The organism is Colwellia psychrerythraea 34H (genome assembly GCF_000012325.1).
Lineage (GTDB): Bacteria > Pseudomonadota > Gammaproteobacteria > Enterobacterales > Alteromonadaceae > Colwellia > Colwellia psychrerythraea_A.
Genome location: NC_003910.7, coordinates 2,452,290 through 2,471,513 on the forward strand (window position 1 = coordinate 2,452,290; position 19,224 = coordinate 2,471,513).

The 19,224-nt window shown below is 36.3% G+C and carries 10 protein-coding genes and 1 pseudogene; 4 read left to right on the forward strand and 7 right to left on the reverse strand.

The features are described 5' to 3' along the window. Nucleotides 1-275: 275 nt before the first annotated feature. The 3 genes and pseudogenes from CPS_RS10500 to CPS_RS24095 all read left to right on the forward strand — a co-directional run. Nucleotides 276-3,023 carry a TonB-dependent receptor gene (locus tag CPS_RS10500; protein WP_011043171.1) on the forward strand — a complete coding sequence of 916 codons (2,748 nt, stop codon included), beginning with the start codon at nucleotides 276-278 and terminating at the stop codon, nucleotides 3,021-3,023. Nucleotides 3,024-3,113: 90 nt separating this feature from the next. Next, a complete protein-coding gene (locus CPS_RS10505; protein ID WP_011043172.1) occupies nucleotides 3,114-3,386 on the forward strand; it encodes a hypothetical protein in 273 nt (90 codons plus the stop codon). A gap of 481 nt (nucleotides 3,387-3,867) precedes the next feature. Then, nucleotides 3,868-4,059, forward strand: a pseudogene (locus tag CPS_RS24095) (IS3 family transposase); the annotation flags it as partial. A gap of 194 nt (nucleotides 4,060-4,253) precedes the next feature. Here the strand turns inward: CPS_RS24095 and CPS_RS22875 are convergent. The 7 genes from CPS_RS22875 to CPS_RS10540 all read right to left on the reverse strand — a co-directional run bounded on the left by CPS_RS22875 (nucleotide 4,254) and on the right by CPS_RS10540 (nucleotide 15,793). Further along, a complete protein-coding gene (locus tag CPS_RS22875) occupies nucleotides 4,254-5,729 on the reverse strand; it encodes a cellulase family glycosylhydrolase (protein WP_011043174.1) in 1,476 nt (491 codons plus the stop codon). A 520-nt stretch (nucleotides 5,730-6,249) separates the two neighbouring features. Further along, on the reverse strand, nucleotides 6,250-7,116 hold the full coding sequence (locus CPS_RS10515; protein WP_011043175.1) for a substrate-binding periplasmic protein: 867 nt from the start codon (nucleotides 7,114-7,116) through the stop codon (nucleotides 6,250-6,252). 83 nt (nucleotides 7,117-7,199) lie between these two features. Further along, nucleotides 7,200-8,678: a sulfatase gene (locus tag CPS_RS10520; protein WP_011043176.1), complete on the reverse strand. Its 1,479-nt coding sequence runs from the start codon at nucleotides 8,676-8,678 to the stop codon at nucleotides 7,200-7,202. A 188-nt stretch (nucleotides 8,679-8,866) separates the two neighbouring features. Then, nucleotides 8,867-11,146, reverse strand: a complete 2,280-nt coding sequence (locus CPS_RS10525) for a glycoside hydrolase family 3 N-terminal domain-containing protein (protein WP_011043177.1) — start codon at nucleotides 11,144-11,146, stop codon at nucleotides 8,867-8,869. A gap of 135 nt (nucleotides 11,147-11,281) precedes the next feature. Then, entirely contained in the window at nucleotides 11,282-12,400 is a 1,119-nt protein-coding gene (locus tag CPS_RS10530) for an SGNH/GDSL hydrolase family protein (protein ID WP_187148299.1), read from the reverse strand. A 24-nt stretch (nucleotides 12,401-12,424) separates the two neighbouring features. Beyond that, on the reverse strand, nucleotides 12,425-14,101 hold the full coding sequence (locus tag CPS_RS10535; RefSeq protein ID WP_011043179.1) for a sulfatase family protein: 1,677 nt from the start codon (nucleotides 14,099-14,101) through the stop codon (nucleotides 12,425-12,427). A 78-nt stretch (nucleotides 14,102-14,179) separates the two neighbouring features. Next, a complete protein-coding gene (locus tag CPS_RS10540; RefSeq protein ID WP_011043180.1) occupies nucleotides 14,180-15,793 on the reverse strand; it encodes a sulfatase family protein in 1,614 nt (537 codons plus the stop codon). 324 nt (nucleotides 15,794-16,117) lie between these two features. On the opposite strand from CPS_RS10540, the gene CPS_RS10545 reads away from it, so the two are divergent. Continuing rightward, nucleotides 16,118-19,162, forward strand: coding sequence for an endo-1,4-beta-xylanase (locus CPS_RS10545; RefSeq protein WP_011043181.1), 3,045 nt, complete (start codon nucleotides 16,118-16,120; stop codon nucleotides 19,160-19,162). Nucleotides 19,163-19,224: the final 62 nt, after the last annotated feature.

The following is a 19,224-nucleotide window of genomic DNA, read 5'->3' on the forward strand; positions in this document are numbered from 1 at the left end:
GATGAAAGTCTTATTTAAGTATTCGTTATCAGTTGTTTACGTGTATTTCGTCGCCTTGTTTCTGTTGTTTAATTGACCTTCTTTTCACTTGTACCATATATAACCTTTCATCATAAAAATAGATTTTAGATTATTATAGATGTAATAAAAGTGTATTAAATTGTATTGACAACGATATCAATTGGTGTATTGTTAAGCTATCTAATAATAAAAATAATATTGCACAAAGTAATTATTATGAATATAACTATGTCACTAAGAGAAAGGGTTTAAAGATGAAACGAACTTTTAATAAAACACTATTAAGTGTAAGTATTCTCGCTATTCTTAGCGGAGCCACTATCGTTCAAGCGGCCGAAACTAGCACAACAGTTGAAGTTGAAAAGAAAGCGAGTGCTAAAAAAGCTAAAAAGAAAGATGACAAAGGAATTGAAGTCATTGAAGTTGTCGGTACCCGTGGCAGCTTAAAACGCTCTATGAATGCGAAGCGCTTTTCTGATCAAGTAATGGATGGTGTTTCTGCTGAAGATATCGGTAAGCTACCTGATAATAATATTGCCGAAGCACTTTCTCGTGTTGTTGGTGTATCAATGTCCCGTGCTGATGGTGAAGGTGAGTTTGTAAGTATTCGCGGTATGGCGCCAGGGCTAAGCCAAGTTACTTTAAATGGTCAATCAATGGCCAATAGTAATAGTAAATCTATTACCAGTAATGGTGCATCAAGTCGTAGCTTTAATTTAAATAATATCGCCAGTGAAATGGTTGCGGGTATAGAAGTCTTTAAAAGCCCAATTGCAAGTATGGTAGAAGGCTCTGTTGGTGGTACGGTTAATTTGAAAAGCCGTAGCCCTATTGATTCCGGTAATAAAGCAACCATAACAGCTCGTGCTGATTATAATGAAAATGCGGCTGCGGCAGGTGGCGGTTTAAATTTATTCTTAAATGGCGTCAATGATGATGAAACCTTTGGTTCCTCTGTTGCTGTAAGTTATTTTGACAGAACTACGCAGCGTAATAGTTTTGAAAGTCGCGGTTGGGCACTACAAAAAAAAGCGCCTTATGTAAACGAATATAACGAAGATGGTACGCTAAATAAAGCAGGTGTTAGTGATACACCTGTCTATCGTATTGAAGATATCCGTGCCAACTTTAGACACGATGAGCGAGAACGCATCAATGTTAATGCTAAAGCACAATGGCTAATTTCAGATGAGTTAGATTTTAGTGTTGATGCTCTCTATAGCCGTCAGCAACGTAATTTTATTTCAACAAACTGGGATGTTGATTTTAGAGATAATGATAAACTGATTGTTGACATGGACAGTATTGTAATTGATGGCGAAAATGTTGTATCACAAATTGCCAGCGCAAATGACAAGGCAGGTAAAAACTATAATCATGAACAAACAGGTTTTGATCGCTCTTATGATGATGAAACCATTGCGGTAAACTTTACACTTGATTACATGCTAAATGACAATTGGACCATAACACCTAAAATTGGCTATAGCCAAGCGACAGGTTTACGTGATGATATTAATCCTTTATTCAGTACCAAAGTTCAAAATTTAGGATACAGTTTACCTAATGGTAGTTACATGCCAGAAATTATTTACCCAACTGACCCTGATGAATTAGCGGCAATGAACCCTGAAAATCTCCAACTCGATGTAATGAACTATAAAAGTTTTGAAGTAGAAGATCAGCAAGGTTACGTACAATTAGATTTATCTACTGATTTAGACAATGAATATATCAGCTCAATTGAATTTGGTGCTCGTTATAATGAAATTCAAAAAACTAACCAAGTATTTCAAGATAAAATCCAAGCTGATATTTTAGAGGCTAATGGTGGCACACAAATTATTTTATCAGATTATTCAAATTATACAGTAACGGATGGCATGTTAGACAACGCCCCTGTAGATGCTTGGTATGTGCCTGACTTTGACAAAATCGATCAAGAGTTTGGCCACCTTGTTGAAAAGCTGGAAGTTCAAAGAGAAAATTATGAAATAACTGAAAGTGTTACTGCTGCTTATGTTCAAGCCAATATTGATACTGAACTCTTGACTATTCCTGTACGCGGTAATCTTGGGGTTAGGTATGTAGACACAAAGATAGAGTCGACAGCTTATAAATTCTTAGCAGGTGAAGATCCAGCTTTAACTGAATCAGACAAAGATTATCAAGATGTACTGCCAAGTATTAATTTAGCCTTTAACCTTAAAGATGACTTAATTTTACGTACTGCTGCCGCTAAAGTAATGGCGCGGCCTAACCATGCTGACATTGCACCAGTATTTAGAGAAATACGTTCATGGGATGCAGAGGATGGCGGCAAGTATATCATCGGAAATCCAGACTTAGACCCATACCGTGCAAATCAGTTTGATTTAAGTGCTGAATGGTATTTTGACAGTGAAGGTTTATTATCTACAGGTATCTTTTATAAAGACATAGAATCCTTCATTACCACTAGAACTGAATCAACAACATTGCCAGGTATTGGTGATGGTACACCATATGAAGTCACTCAACCTATTAATGGTGAAGGTGGTGTTGTACAAGGTTTTGAAGTTAGTTTTCAACAAGCATTCTATATGTTACCAGAGCCGTTTGATGGCCTAGGTACCGCAATAAACTATACCTATAATGACAGTGAAACGGAATTAATTAACAACGTTACTGGTGAGTTTATGAGCTTACCTGGCTTGTCACAAGATACAGCTAACTTTATGGTTTATTATGAAAAATATGGCTTTAGTACTCGTTTGGCATGGAACTATCGTAGCGAATACTTTAATCAGTTCTCTTGGTCTGAAGAGGCGCTGTATATAGAAGCTTATGATCAGTTAGATTTCCAATTGGGTTATGACTTTACTAAGAAAATGTCTATTAATTTTGAAGCGAAAAATATTACAGATGAGACAGTATATGAGTATGTTGGTAACCCTTCTCGCGCATATGCGGTTCGTGATAACGGCAGAACATTTAGCTTAAGCTTTAAGTACGCACTTTAAGTTTCTAGTTTGAGTAGTATGACGTGAATCAGATAAATGGTTCTTCTCTTGTAGGAGCCTTTTTAAAATTAGAATTTTAGGAGAATAGTGATGAAGAAACTTAATTTAATTCCCTTTGCTTTGTTTTTAATCGTTAGCTTTAATAGCCAAGCAGGTAAACAAGAGTATTTTAATAAAATAGATATTGATCAAAACCAGGTGTTAGATAAATCTGAGTTTAGCAAACATATGAAGAAATACCTTGCTAAACAATCTATTACAGATAAAACAATACAAAATAAAAAAGTTAATAACGGCTTTAAACGTAAAGATAGTAACAGTGATGGTCAACTAAATTTTGCTGAATTTTCAAGTCAAAAATAATATTAATTTGTCCCGTCCTAAAGTAAGTTGGCGGTTTTAATAGAAGGTCAGTAGCTTTGCTCCTGGCCTTTTTTGTGCTCTTGGATTGGTAGTTTTATAGGGAAACTCAAATATGGCCTAATTTCATTGTTTTTTTTAGCTTGAAATGTGCTTTCAATAGCAAACCTATGACATGGTCTAATTGATAATACTACTACCCAGTTAAGACATAATTGGCTTAACTGGGATACAAATGAAAAACCGTAAAACATATTAAAAAGAATTCAAATTAGCTGTAACTGTACTCGTTAGAGAGCATAAAAACGCTTTAGCAGAAGCCGTTAGAAATTTAGACATTAGTGCTAGCTCAGGTAAAGTGCCTAGAAATGGACCTTGAGATATTAAAAAAACAGCTTATCTTATGACTCAGCCCCCATCAAAATAGAAACACGAGAATTATCCTAAACTTTATTTTAATCTGGAAAGTAGTCGTTCACCTTTTGATACGCTGACAATGGCAATGTGGTAACGAAAACCCAAGGCAGGATTGAGAGTTCATTCAGATCAAAGTGTTCAATATGCGAGTTATCAATATAGGCGAGTATTCAGGTTACATAGCTTTATTGGTAATATGAGTAAGAAAGGTTGTTGCTGGGATAATTCGGTAGCTGATAGCTTCTATGGTACCCTAAAATTAGGGTTACAGAGTCTAAATGATCTATTGCATAATACGTATGTTTAGCTGTTCTTTACCAAAGCTAATAATGAAGAGTTGAATATCAATGTGTGCTTTTAATAAGGCTAGTATTGTTAGCATGACTTCTTATATAACAAAAAGTGCCTATTAACATAAGTTAATAGGCATTTATTAACGTTTACTTATTAAGCTTATTCACCAGTAATAATTACATTATCAATATATGCATTTTCACTATTTTTATTAGCCTTTAGCACCAATTTAATAACCAAATTATCAAGTCCTAACGCATCACTAGGTAAAGTAAATGAATAATCTTCCCATTCACTCACCGTTGTTTCACCCAAGGTAATAAACAAGCTACCACCATCAATAGAATATTCAGCTTTCAATGATTCACCTGAATCTAGACCATTAGTTTTAACACTAAATGATAACGTTGCTGCAGAATAGGCTGCAGTAGAAATAGTGGTTTTCATTCGGCTGGTATTAGTAAGTTTTGCACCATAAGAGCCTTCAAAAGCAGATGATAAGGTAGCATCACCCGAAACACCTGATACAGCCCAATCACTCAGCGTTCCACTTTCAAAATCATCACTAAATATAATCTGTTCAACAATATCAGCAGGAACTAATGCAATTATTGCATCAGCAACGGGTTCCAATGTAGTCCATTCATTGATTGATACATCATAGAATTTTTTAGTAGCATTTACTGCATGAGGAATATTCCTATCATTTAGTACACCAACAAAATCTTTAACAAAAGCAATTTGACGGGCATTATCATAATCATCACCTTTGTTATAATTACCTGCCATCCAAGCACCTTCCCAAATAGGGATACCTGTATCTACACTCCAAGCTACAGCCGCATCAGCTCTCTCAGTCATTAACGTAATTTCAGCTGCACCACCATCCCAATAATAATGAGGGTTAGTTGGATCTGTACTTGGACCTGAAGCATAACCTTCGTGGAATTCGCCAATTAAATAGTCATTGCCAGCGGTTGGAATATCAAGTTGGTCCATACGGGTTGGATCTGAACGTTTATGAGCACTAAAGATCACGATACGTTCATCATTTTTACCGCCAGTACCACGTATCGCGGTAACTGCTTGTTCATAGGCTTCATTTAATTGGTTAATAGGCTCATCTGAAAGCGGACTACTCGCCGCAATTTCAACAATCAAATCAAACATTAATTCATAAGGGTAATCTTTATAATGAACAGCGATATCTTCCCACCACTGTACCCAAGCAGCTTGAGTTGACTCGGTGGGGTTATCTTCAAAGGTATGTGATTGGTTGGCGATAATTGGAATCATCCCATTATCTAATGCATCTTGAATTTGTTCATCTAAAAATGTAAATACAGCTGTTGGTGAATCATTAGCAATACGCAAACGAATATGTTTGAAGCCTTTATCAGCAAACTCAACGGTAGCAACGGCAGTATAATCCTCTATCTTATTGGGCACTTCTGACCAAGTTGAATCTACCCCGGCTTTCATTAATTTCACCATATCTTGTGGTGTAATAGGTGTTTGTGAATTAAGCACTTCCCCGTGGCTTAACGTGCCATAACTGGCTAATAATACGAATGAAATTGCTTTTGTTGTTAAAGATAGTTTTTTAGTGAATCTGCTTTTTTGTACGTTAGTCATAATCATACCTCTTTTGTTATTATTATAATTTTTATAGAGATATATCTAAAACTTTGTCCTAGTGATAAATATTCTCGCTATAAAAAGTACCATAATTGATATCGTTGTCAACTTTATTGTAACGATAAATATAGCAAAACTTACAAGTTGTTCAGTTTTAATTAAATTTATTATTTAATTTTTACCAGATTATAATTTTAATGGTAGCAAATACCACTTTAACGACTTGCCTAAGGTAAACGCTGACGGCATCAATGGTGCCAAAGAACAGTTACTTGAATTCAATTAACTTATATTGGCTATCTAGCGATATTGTAGACAACACTTTTGGGTAATAGGATACTTCTGTGTTACAGCTGAAGAGTTAACGAAAAAGGTGATTACGGAATATTTAGCCCATCATTTTGGTAAATAAAGTGACAGCTTAGAAGTGTAATAATTGTTTTAGCGGAAATGATAGGCTTTCAAACTGAAGTTTTAATTTGTTGTTTTTAGACGGTTTTTCTTTGTTTTATTTGGTTTAATTAATTCTATTTGATGATAAATCTATCCATAACTCTTTACGCATTAATGGCGTACTTGCTGGCATGAGTGGGTTATCTAAAGCAAAAACTTTTCGATTTTGTTTTTTTACTTTGTTAATAAGATGTCCATAATAAGTCGTAAATATCTTGTCAAAGCTACCATCTGTTAATGCTTTTTCTAAGCCAGATTTAATATCTGATGCTAAGTCATTATTGCCCTTTTGAACATAGAAATAATAAGCTGTAGGGTAATGAATCATGCTACTTTTTTCTATCATGATATTAAGTGTAGGGTAGTTTTTTATTTCGTTAAACACTTGCAAAATGGAACGTGGAAAATAATCAAATCGGTTTTTATCTAGCATTAACCATAGTCCGTTAAAACTGCTACCTGTTTCTACGTATATGTTATTTCTTTGCATTATTTCGGTATCACTCCAAAGGTGAAATAAACCAGGCGTTAATTTTTTAAAGTCGTCTAGCGTTGTTAAAGACTTAAAAATATCTTTATTTTTTGTATTTACCACCGGAATGCGCCAACCGTTAAGTCCTTTGAGTAAAGGAAATTCTATCGCTAAATGATTTTCTAAACGGTATGTTGTTGCACCAGCAAAAATAACATCAAACAATTCATCTTGCTCCATATATGCAAAAGCACGATCTTTAGGGATTTTTTCAGTAAAAGGCACTAGTTGATAATTTTTTTTTGAATTATAACTAAGTACATGTTGTAAGAGTTCAACGCTGTATTTGTTTTTACTACCAAAGTAATGAATGTCTTTAATTGGTTCCTTAGCGGTAGCAGAAATTGAAAATATGAGTAATACGTAGATAAAACACCGTATTTTTGAAGTCCTTTTCATATTACTCTCTTTATATATTGTGCCAATAAAAGTTAAATTGCTTTTACTGGCACGTTAGTTATAAGGTTATTTCTAATAACAGCTTAATGCGATTTAGATTTTTTCTTACTTTTTTTATTTTTCTTTTTTACAGTATGGGCGTCAATATCGTCTTTCCAATTAGTGAGTTTAGCAAGCATTTCAGCTGTTTTTTCTGGCATTAATTTGGCTAAGTTGTTCGCCTCACTTTTATCATCTTTTAAGTTATATAATTCAACTTTTCCTGTAGACCAAAAATCTAACAGCTTCCATTCGCCTTCAATTATTGCAGAGCTATTGGTATCACCTGTTTTACTGGGGCGAGCTGCAGGAGAGTGCCAAAACATAGCTTTTCTAGGTGTTTCATCACTGTTTAAAGCGGCTAAGTAGCTTACACCATCTTGATGATCTTTTGGTGAAAGTGATAAGCCAGCCATTTGTAATATAGTCGGGTAATGATCTGTTCCGGTAACTTGTACTTGGCTAATTGAACCAGCTTTTACTTTTTCAGGCCATTTAACAATAAGTGGTACACGAGTGCCTCCATCATAAATCCAGCCTTTACCGTGGCGGTAGGGATTGTTGCTAGTAGCAAGCACACGGTTAGATTTTAAACCTCGGCTTGATAATCCACCGTGATCTGAAGTTAAAATAATAATAGTATTATCTTCAAGTCCTAATCTTTTTAACTGCTGTTCAATACGCCCGACACTAATATCAACACTTTCAACCATCGCAGCGTAATCTGGATTGTTTTGAATGGTTTTATGATAGCCAGTGCTATCTTTAATTAAATCGGCATCACTCTTAGGACCCGCATTGGCAATACCTAGCTTTTTCATTTTAGTTTTATATTTTTTAACTAAAGCAGGCTTACCTTCAATAGGTGTATGAACAGCATAATGCGCTAAAACTAATAAAAATGGCTGATCTTTTTTCTGTTCAATAAACGTTAACGCTTCATCGGTTAGGCGATCCGTTAAGTATTCTTCTTCGGAGCCTTCTACTTTAGCAAAACCTTTATTTTTTCCTGATTTACTCATTTTAGTGTAAGGAAAATAATAACTCGGTGGCGCGCCCCAATGACCAGCCATAATACTGCTATCAAAACCTTGCTTGGTTGGATCTCCGCCTTCTTTACCTAAATGCCACTTACCGATATAACCCGTTTGATAACCAGCCTCTTTTAGATGTTCACCAAAAGTAACTGCAGATAAAGGTAAGTGATGTTTACCGACACGTTCACCTTGCGGTACACCATAGCGCGTAGGGTAACTACCACTAAATATTGCAACGCGAGAAGGCACACAGCGAGGGTGTGCGGCATAAGCGTTATCAAACTTCATGCCATCTGCGGCCAGCTGGTCTATGTTAGGTGTTTCGTAGAAGTTGCTACCGTAGGTGCTTAAATCTTGACGACCAAAATCATCAACCAATAACATCACTACATTAGGTTTACTCGTGCTTTTATCAGGAGTAGCAACAGCTTGGCTACAGGTAAATAAACTCAGTCCTGAGAATAATAAAAATAATGAATTTTTCATAACATATTCCAATTTATATTGATAAATAATAGTTAAATTAATAGCTAGTAGGAAGTTAACTGATGTTTATATGCAACAGCCACTTTTTGTTGGGCGCTACTATCCTTTAATAGCTAAGTAAAATTTGGCTCAATCAAATATTGCTAGAAAGAGCCAAACAGGTTGGGACTGGTAACTAAAATCAAAGGTTAAAATTGATAGTGAAAGTTTATTTTTTCACTGCCAATAGCAAGGGTAAACTCGCCCGCTTCAACAATACGCTTTAGCTCAGGGTTAACAAAAGTTAAGTCATCTTTACTGATAGTAAAGTTAACTTTTTTGCTCTGTCCTGCTTTTAAGTTGATTTTTTTAAAGGCTTTTAAACGTTTAACTGCTGGGCTAACAGAGGCGAATAAATCGCTAACATAAAGTTCTACTGATTCTTTGCCTTCAAATTTTCCTGTGTTGGTAACCTTTACCGAAATATTAAGTTTATTGTCACCTTTCAGCGTTTTACTGCTCAATTTAATATTTGAATAAGCAAAGTTGGTATAACTTAAACCATGCCCAAATGGCCATTGTGGTTTGTAACCGTTATAACTCATGTCACCAGGGGTTAATTGTTGAATATCACTTAAATAAACACGGTCGTAATTAGCAAAATCACCAGTAAACTGTGGGTAACTGTAAGGTAATTTACCATTAGGATTATAATCACCAAAAATAACGTCGCTAATAGCTTGTGCGCCTTGACTACCCGGTATATAAGCTTGCACTATTGCTTTTGTGGCGCCAACAATGTCTTTGATAATACGTGGACGCCCTTCGGCTAAAACAACTATGACGGGTTTACCTGTTGATAAAGCTGCTTGTGCTAAAGCCATCTGATTTTTTGCTAGGTTTAAGTCATCAAGTGCACCTGGAGATTCAGCATAGGCGTTTTCACCTAAGGCAAGTACAATGTAATCTGCTTTTTTCGCTTTTTTAATTAAACCATTAACGTCATAATTTTTCTCGTTATTAAAACCAGCGTAGGTGTGAGTGATTAAGTTCTTTTTACCAACAGCTCTTTGAAAAGCATCTAAAATAGTTTTTTCATTTTCGGGATAGTTAGCCTCAACATCACCTTGCCATGAGTATGACCAGCTACCATTTAATGGCGCATGAGAATTTCCTGTAGGGCCGGCTAATAATATTTTAGCGTTTTTAGGTAAAGGTAAAATATCATTGTCATTCTTTAATAACGTAATAGATTCACGTGCCGCTTTTAGTGCTAAGTTTTTATACTCAGCTTTACCAAAGTTTTGGGCTGCCTCAGATTCGTGGTAGGCGTTATCAAATAAACCTAATTGATATTTAAGCTTTAAAATAATACTTACAGACTTATCAATACGTTCTTCTGATATATCACCAGATTTTACTAAATCGACTAATAGCTCATAGAATGAAAAATCTTTTGGCACCATACTCATATCAATACCCGCATCAACAGCTTGTTTAACTGCTTCGCGTGGTGATTCAGCGACCATGTGGCGAGTATGCAAACGAATAACATCTTCCCAGTCTGTAACCACTAAGCCTTTAAAGCCAAGCTCGCCTCTCAGAAGATCTGTTAATAGACGCTTGCTGCCGTGAACAGGAATACCATTTACTGAGGCTGAATTGATCATTATTGATGATGAGCCTGCATTAACAGCGGCTTTAAATTGAGGTAAATATTTTTCCCACAAAACAATATCAGGAATATAAGCAGGTGTTCTATCTTTGCCATTAGCGGGATCAGAATAACCAATAAAGTGTTTCATGGTAGAAGCGACTGCGGTGGTATTTTCAAGCCCATCTTCTTCATATGCCTGAATTACACCAACACCCATTTGAGTCGTTAGGTAAGTATCTTCACCATAGGTTTCAGAAAAACGAGACCAAATTGGATTAACACCTAAATCAAGTACTGGATCAAAATTCCAACGAACGCCTGTGGCACGTAGTTCTTTACCTGTCGCTTTAGCGGTAGCTTTAGCCAGTTTAAGATTACGAGTAGCGGCTAGCCCAATGTTATGAGGATAAAGGGTTGAGCCTTTAGTGTAAGTAACACCGTGAATTGCATCAACGCCATAAATTACTGGTATTTCATTAGGAGTCTGCAGTGCCTCATCTTGAATTTCTTTAATCAATCGATTCCATTGCTTTACCGTTAATGCTGTGGCTGTTGAGTTCAAAATTGATCCTACTTTGTAGGTATGAATAGCTTTTTTAAGTTTCTCTTTATCAATAACTAAACCATCACCTGTTTCACGGCTACCTTTATCTAAAATTACCGCTAAAGTAATTTGGGTCATTTGGCCTACTTTTTCTTCAATAGTCATTTTTGAAAGCAGATGGGAGACTTCCTTGTCGATATCCTGATCGGAACGTTTTATAGGGGTTGCTAGCAGACTTTGGCTAATTAGTGTAAGTGAAGCTAGCAATAAAAATGGCTTTTTAAGCATTTCTATACTCCGGTATAGGTTGATTCAAATAATATGATTGTTATAAGCATACACCGGCTGATAACGATGTCAATTATGGATTTGTCGCTAATTGTCGCAAAATACATCAAGTATGTTTTTCACTTTGATTAGCGGTTAATGATTAAAGAGAGTGATTAACTTATCAGCAAACAACTTAGCGCCTTCAACACCTAAGTGCACTGGATCAGCGAGCTTGTCAGTGCGAAGATTATTAACTGAACTAATAGTATCACCATGAACTATATGTAGTTTATTCCTACCTGATTGTTGCTTTTCTTTAACTAAATCAATGATGACGTTACGGTAGGCTTGAATAGATAATTTGCTATGTTTGGCTTTACTACGACGAGTAAACAGTGGAGTAATGCAATATAAGTCGGCTTTTGGATGTAAATTTAACGCTGTATCGATGACCTTACTGTATTTTTCTTTAAAAGTGGCTAAATCGGCATTAGGCGCATTCCAGTCATTGTAGCCAATTAGCAGACTTATTAATTTTACGTTATTAAAATCAGTTAACATTTGTGCCGTGGGTATGGAAATTTGCGCACCACCAACGGCTAAGTTAAACAATTCTAAATCAAGAGCTTGAGCAACTTGGTAAGGGTAGGTTAGGTAACTTGCTGAGCCTTGACCAACACCATGACTGATGGAGTCACCCATTACTATGTATTTAGCTTTACGTGGAGTGACAAGCGTTGTTAACTCACTGTCATAATCAAGGTCTAGTCCAATTAAAGCAAGGTTCGCTAAGCTGGGTAGTAATACTTTATATTCCGATAATTGATTAATGTTTTTTGATTGAAAAGTAACGTTAAAATTTTCTTTTTTAGGCGAAAACTTTACCGTTTTAATTAATTGCTCACCCAGACTAGTTACTTGATAAACAGCAATGTCTGAGCCGCGATTAATTTTTGGCAGCGCTTTAAAAGTTAACACAACATTATTACTAGCGGTTGCAAAGTTAATAGCAATGCTAGCATTCGTTTGTGCTTTGTCACTGTTAAAGTTAGTGTCTTTTTTAGGTAGGGCAAGTACCGATTTTGCATGTCGCGTAAAGCTTACCTGCGGCTTGTTATCAATGTTAGTTTTATAGATATACGATGTACCTAAGTATCGGATTTTATCACTATGTACATCAATACTTTTTAATTGACTCTCAGTAGCATAACTTCCTAGCGGGAAAGTACTTAATAACACTAATAATACTTTTAACTGTTTGAGTTTTTTCATGGCTTTTATCATAGTATTTCTCATCTAAAAGATTCTGATAGTTTTTTCACTGGTTTTATAACCATAACGAACGGCCTTAGCGATAATTTTCATGCCTTTTTCAACCGCGAAAGGTTGATTATAAACGCGAATTTTACTCGTTATCCATTTACCTTTTTTGTTTAAGTTACTAGTTTGGTAGCCAATAGATGAGCCTTGAGTATTGCCTTTAATGGCGATGAGGCCACTCTCATCTAAATAAATACTAGGCTTAGCTGTAATCGGTTGTTGACCGTTCGGCCAAAACTCATTAGCAAGCTCTATTTCTGGGCGATCACTTAAATCATCTACATGAGACTGCCATTCTTTTAATGCATTACGCATAATGTTGAGCTGTTGTTGATATTCTACTTTTTCGGCTAAATTATTTACCTCTTCAGGATCGTTAATAATGTCGTACAGCTCTTCACCTGGTCGATTGTTAAACCAGAAAGCTTGTTGCTTATTCATTCTACCCGCTTCAAATTCACGCCATAAATCTTGCATTAATATCATTTGATCGCGGTAAGCTAAATGGGTAGCGCCTGGTTTATTGGGCAAATAGTTTTTAATGTATTTAAACTTATTATTACGCACAGCTCTTTCTCTAAAAGGAAACTCATCCAGCCTGTCTTTAGACGCATAAATGTATTCGCGTTTAGCTATCTTGTTTGTGGCATTATTATTTGGGATACGCGCCTTACCTTGGATGTAGGCTGGTGTATTAATATTTGCCATAGCTAAAATTGATGGGGCAATATCAACAAAACTTAATAGCTGGCTATCAATGCTGCCATTTACTGTTTTACTTGGACGATACTTGTCTGGCCAATGAATGATCATGGGCACCTTTAAACCGCTGTCATACACTTCACGTTTACCTCGAGGAAGAGAGTCGCCATGATCTGTTGTCCAAATAACGATGGTGTTATCGCTTAAGCCATCTTTTTTTAATTCTGCTAATAACTTACCTACCTGGGTATCCATGGCATGAATATTATTATAATGCAGTGCTATACCCTCACGAATAAGTTGTGTATCAGGGTAATAAGCCGGAATAACTACCCGTTCAGGTGTAATCCAATTTTTAACTAAACCACTTTTTTTATTCTTCGTTGATTTTTTGGGAAACAACTGACTTTCATGAGTAATATCTAAATGATACATACCAAAGAAGGGTTGGTCTTTTTCTCGCCCTCGCCATGTTGGTTTTTTACCTTCGTAATTCCAGATGGTAAATGGACCTGTGTGCGGTGAAGTATTACTAAATTGATAATCTAGTTTTGATGAAACATAGGTGTAATAACCACTTTTTCGTAATAACTCAGGAAAAGCTTTAACGTCAGGTGCGGGTACAGCTCTGTAATTTGATGCTTTAAACGAACGAGTTCTCATATGCTGGCCACCAACCGTTATTTGATGAACCCCGGTAATCAGCGATGTTCTGCTAGGGGCACAAACACCTGCGGTGGTAAAGGTATTAGGGTAACGAACGCTACTCTTTGCTAATTCGTCTAATACCGGCGTTTTAGCTACAGTATCACCAAATGCGCCTACTTTTGCGCTCATGTCTTCTGCGACAATTAATAGTATGTTGGGACGTTGTTCTTTTGCAAAACTTGTTACAGAGCTTAAAGCGAGTGCTAAACATAAAGCAACCTTTATAGAGTTAAACTGTTTCATCATATTTCCTAATATTTGTCACAATCAAAAAGACCAACAATAATTGTTGGTCTTTATAATTTAATACCAACTTAATTATTAATGTTTAGCTGATTTTTTCTTGTCATCTTTTTTATCTTTAATAGGCTTTATTCGTAAGAACGTTCTTAAACCATCATCACCCTCTTTTTTCAACCAGTTATCTGGAAAGTCAGCTGTTTCGCCACGGTCACGTTCACGGTAAACCGCACCAGGAGTATACTTTTCAGTGTAAGGGATAACATTATCACCTTTTTTATTCACTAAAAGGTTGAATAAATCATGACGCATTTGCGCTATAAGTGGTTGATGTTTAGGTGTATTGATTAAGTTGTTCATTTCTTTAGGATCATTTTTTAAGTCATAAAGCTCTTCAGTGTCCCAAACACCGTGATATTGAATTAGTTTGTAGTTGTCAGTACGCAAAGCAAAAGTAGTTGGGGTAGAAGGGTAGTTAAATTCCCAATAATATTCATATAAAAAGTTCTCACGCCATTGATTTACTTCTTTGTTTTTAGCAAGAGGTAACCAACTGTCGCCATCAAAGTGAGCTGGTTTTTTAGCGCCTGCAATTTCTAATATTGTAGGGGCTATGTCTAGGTTAGCAACCATTTCGTCTACTACGGTGCCGGGTTTGAAATAACCGGGAGCATAAGCAAGTAACGGTACACGCATAGACTCTTCATAAGCATTACGCTTGTCAATTAAACCGTGTTCGCCAAACATAAAGCCGTTATCGCCCATTAACATCACAATAGTATCATTTTCTAAGTTATTATCTTTTAGCCACTTTAATACACGACCTAAACTATCATCCACGGCAGATAGTGCTCTATGGTATTGACGCTTATATTCTTGAACGTCCATTTCACTATGGTAAGGAAAGTCGACCCCATGCCAGCTATTACGTTGATTCTTCACCCACATAGGCTTGCCTGCATAGTTTTCTGGAGTATCGGCTTGGCTTTCAGGGACTTCAATTGCTACATCGCTATATTGATCTTTATGGCGTGGAGCAGGATCAAAATTAGAATGTACTGCTTTATGAGATAAATACATAAAAAATGGTTTGTCTGAATCACGTTTGTCTAACCAATCCACCGCGTAATCAGTCAACTCATCGGTAATATAGCCCTTTTGGTCAACTCTTTCGCCATTGATATTAATTTTGTTTGTTCGACCTTTTTTATCTTTTTTGGGATAGTAATGTCCTTGACCCGCAAAACTTAACCAATGATCAAACCCCGGTTGAGGAGAGTCACCGTGACCACCCATATGCCATTTGCCGAAGAAACTTGTTTCATAACCCACCTCTTGTAGATAGGAAGGGAAATATACAGAGCTTTCTTTTGCTGGGTTATTATTATCAACTACTCCATGATTATGCATGTACTGACCAGTTAATATCGTTGCACGACTAGGTGAGCAAAGGGCGGTAGTAACAAAAGCATTTTTGAAATAAACACCGCCAGCAGCAAGTTTATCCATATTTGGTGTATCAATACGCGGGTTTAAAAAGCCTACTTCATCATAGCGTTGGTCATCAGTTAAAATGTAGATGACATTTTTCTTTTGTTTTACTGTTTTGTTTACGGTTGCTGATAACGATGATACTGAAAAGCATAAACTTAAACTTAGCACTGTTATTTTTAACGCATCTATTTTTGAAGACATGTTATCCCTTTTATTTTCATGTTTGGATGTGTGTTTATAGATATAAATTAGCAGTAATTGATATCGTTATCAATAAAGATATAAATTTAAAATGTTTAAAGTTGTTTAAAGTTTCGTTATTCACATGCTTCTTAAGGAGGTATTTTCACTTTAGCTAAATGATAGAGATAGTGCAATCTCTTTATATTCAAATACTTAACGTGTTTTTGTTGAGATATATATCAAGGTTTAATGTAGATAACTTTTATAAATTAAATTGACAACGTTATCAATTGATTGTAGCTTCAGCATGAATATAACCCTAACAAAAAATGGTAACTAATAATGAAAAACTATAAATGTACCTTTGCCCTTATGCTTATTTTCTGTTTGGGAGTACAAGGTTGTGGCTCTGAAGAGCAAGTAATAGAAGAACTACCAATACTTGAAATTCCAGTTGAGGATGCTCCAGTAGAGGATGTTCCAGTTGAGGAAATTCCAGTTGAGGAAGCTCCAGCTGAGGAAGTTCCAGTTGAGGAAGATCCAGTTGAGGAAGTTCCAGTTGAGGAAGCTCCAGCTGAGGAAGATGTTGAACTTTCTGCATTTGAACTAGCGATGGCAAAATGTAATAACCCTTGGAATGAGCTAGGTGTAGCGTTAAATGATAATAGTGAGTTGCTAAATGACCCATTATTATCGACATGTTATCGTGTGTCAGGGGTTGTTGATGGCTTAATTGATGACAATATTGACTTGTCAATTAATGGTGCTGAAACGCTAGCGGTGGCAAGTGAGGGGCAATTTGAATTTGTTACTCCTTTTATCAGTGATGAAACGTTTATATTGAGCGTAAAAACTGCAGCAACAAAACATCAATGTAATTTGATTAATAACAGCGGCACAATTAATGATGAGCAAGCCAATAACCTTATTGTTCATTGTATAGCTACTACCAGCCAATGTGATAAAACCACAGAAAATATTACTGATGATAAAAACTTCTCAGGTAATAATATTGAAGGAATTGAGAGTCTTGTTAGTGATATTGAATGTGGTGTAGAACCATGGCGAGAAGCAGCTAACGAACGTATCAATAACATTCGTAAAACGTCAGGTACTATTACTATTGTTGATAAAAATGGTGAGCCAGTAACTAACGCTAAAGTGAACTTAACCCTTAACCGTCATAACTTTAAGTTTGGGGGAATTGCTCAGGCAAAATTATGGCATGGTGAAGCCGATGATGTTGCAGATCTATATAAAGCGGCTTATTTAGATTTTGGTTTTAATAAAGGTGGTTTTCAAAACGCTTTAAAATATAAATTAAGAGCAGGTTTAGAGCCTTTAGTACCAGCTATGCTTACTTGGTTTAAAGCGCATGATATCCCTGTGCGTGGGCATGCGTTGATCTGGCCAAAATGGACGAATATGGAAACAACAGTATCAGCACAAGATGCATTAGATATGGGCATTACCCAAGGAGATGTTGCGAACCTTCCCAGTGATGAACTGAAAATTTATGTTGATACCACGATTAGAAATTGGGCGAGTAAGTGGGATGTTGTTGAGTGGGATGTTGCTAACGAATTACGAGGTCACTACGATGTGCAAGATATTCTAGGCTATCAAGAAGAAGCACATTGGTACAAATTAGCTAAGGCCAATGTTCAAAATTCGGCGACATTATTTATTAATGATAATCGAATTATATCAGATAGCAGTGAAACTGTGGTTTCAGATAAAGTTGCAGGCTATAAAAGTAATGTTGAAAGTATTCTTGCAGACGATACGTTAAATGAAGGTCATGTTGAAGCGCTTGGATTTCAAAGTCGCTTTGGTTCGATGTTATCTGCGGATACTATTTATCAACGTTTATCCTATTTTGATGACTTAAATCTGCCAATTTCAGCGACGGAATTTGAGATTAAAGATGACTTGATAACCACAGAGATTGACCGCGCTGTTTTAACTGAACGAGTGATGACTGTTTACTTTAGTAAAGAAAGTGTCAGTGATATTTTAGTCTGGACATTTTTTGAAAGCTCTAGCCGAAGTGATGCTCGCCATTTAGTCGACTTAGAAGGCAATGCTAATTTACGAGGAAAAACGTGGTTGTATTTAGTTAAGAAACATTGGAATACCGATGTTACCACTTGGTTAGATAGGCAGGGGGAAACACAGCTAAACGGCTTTAAAGGTGAATATACTGCAACGGTATCTTTTACAAATTACCCTGATGAGCAGGTTGACTTCTCTTGGATTGATGGCACAAAGGGTAAAACAATTCAGTTACTTAATTACGCCAATGGTAGCGACAGTGCAACACCTGCTAGTTTCAGTATTGATAGTTTTGAAAATACTGAAGTAGAGGAAGGCGTTATGTTTACTAGTACAGTACCGACCCTGTCAGGTGATGATAATATTGGCGCTATTACTTGGACTGTAACCGGTGATGATGCCAACTTATTTAACCTTAACTCTATAACTGGCGTTTTAAGCCTTACAGCACAAGACTTTGAATCACCAGCTGATACTGATATTGATAATAACTATGCGGTTATTTTAACTGCGACGGATGCTGTTGGTAATTTTGCAGAATTAGCTTTAGAGCTCGTTGTAACTGATAATCTTGCCGATAACCAAGTACTAGTAAACTTCACTATTGATGAATTCATTACCACAACAATTGCTGAAAATGTAATTTATAGCAGTGAGCTGCCAAACCTTTCTGGTGATGAAGCAGTTGGTAGTGTTATTTGGACTGTTGAAGGCGATGATGCTAATTTATTTGTTGTCGATTCATCGACAGGTGCATTAACTTTAGCGGCTCAAGATTTTGAAAATGCTAATGATTTAGCTGGAGATAATGACTATCTAGTAACACTTGTCGCGACTGATTCAGAAGATAATTTCGCCCAACTAGCATTAGTTATTTCAGTAACCAATGTTGATGAAGTTGTTGTTTATTCACCACCTGAGATTAGTGGTGACAATGGTGATATTTCGAGTGTTATCAATGCTGGTGATTTAGTTTTTACTCGTCCAGCCCTGGCGACGGAAACGACACTTGATGGTGGCGCTGCCACAGTTGAAGGTAATAAATGGAAGTTATTCAATTGGAGTGAAGCCGAAGCTTACTGTAGTGATATTGGTGCAAGATTACCAACTAAAACAGAGTTATCAGATAACTTATTAACGTTAGTTAATGATGCCGACTTGGTTAGCAATGGCAGTTTCTCCGCTACCGAGCATTGGCCTGTAAATAAAGGTTACTGGGCTAGCACTTTTCCTGAGGATGGTAAACATCACTTAATGAAAACAAGCATAGATCCGGCAAAAATGTCAGCTTTAGCTGATACCAACCGTCAATATGTAACTTGTGTTAGATAAGTTTATTGTTGGTTAGTAATGCTTGTTCAGCTGTATTAGTTAGATAAATTAAAGCCGTATCA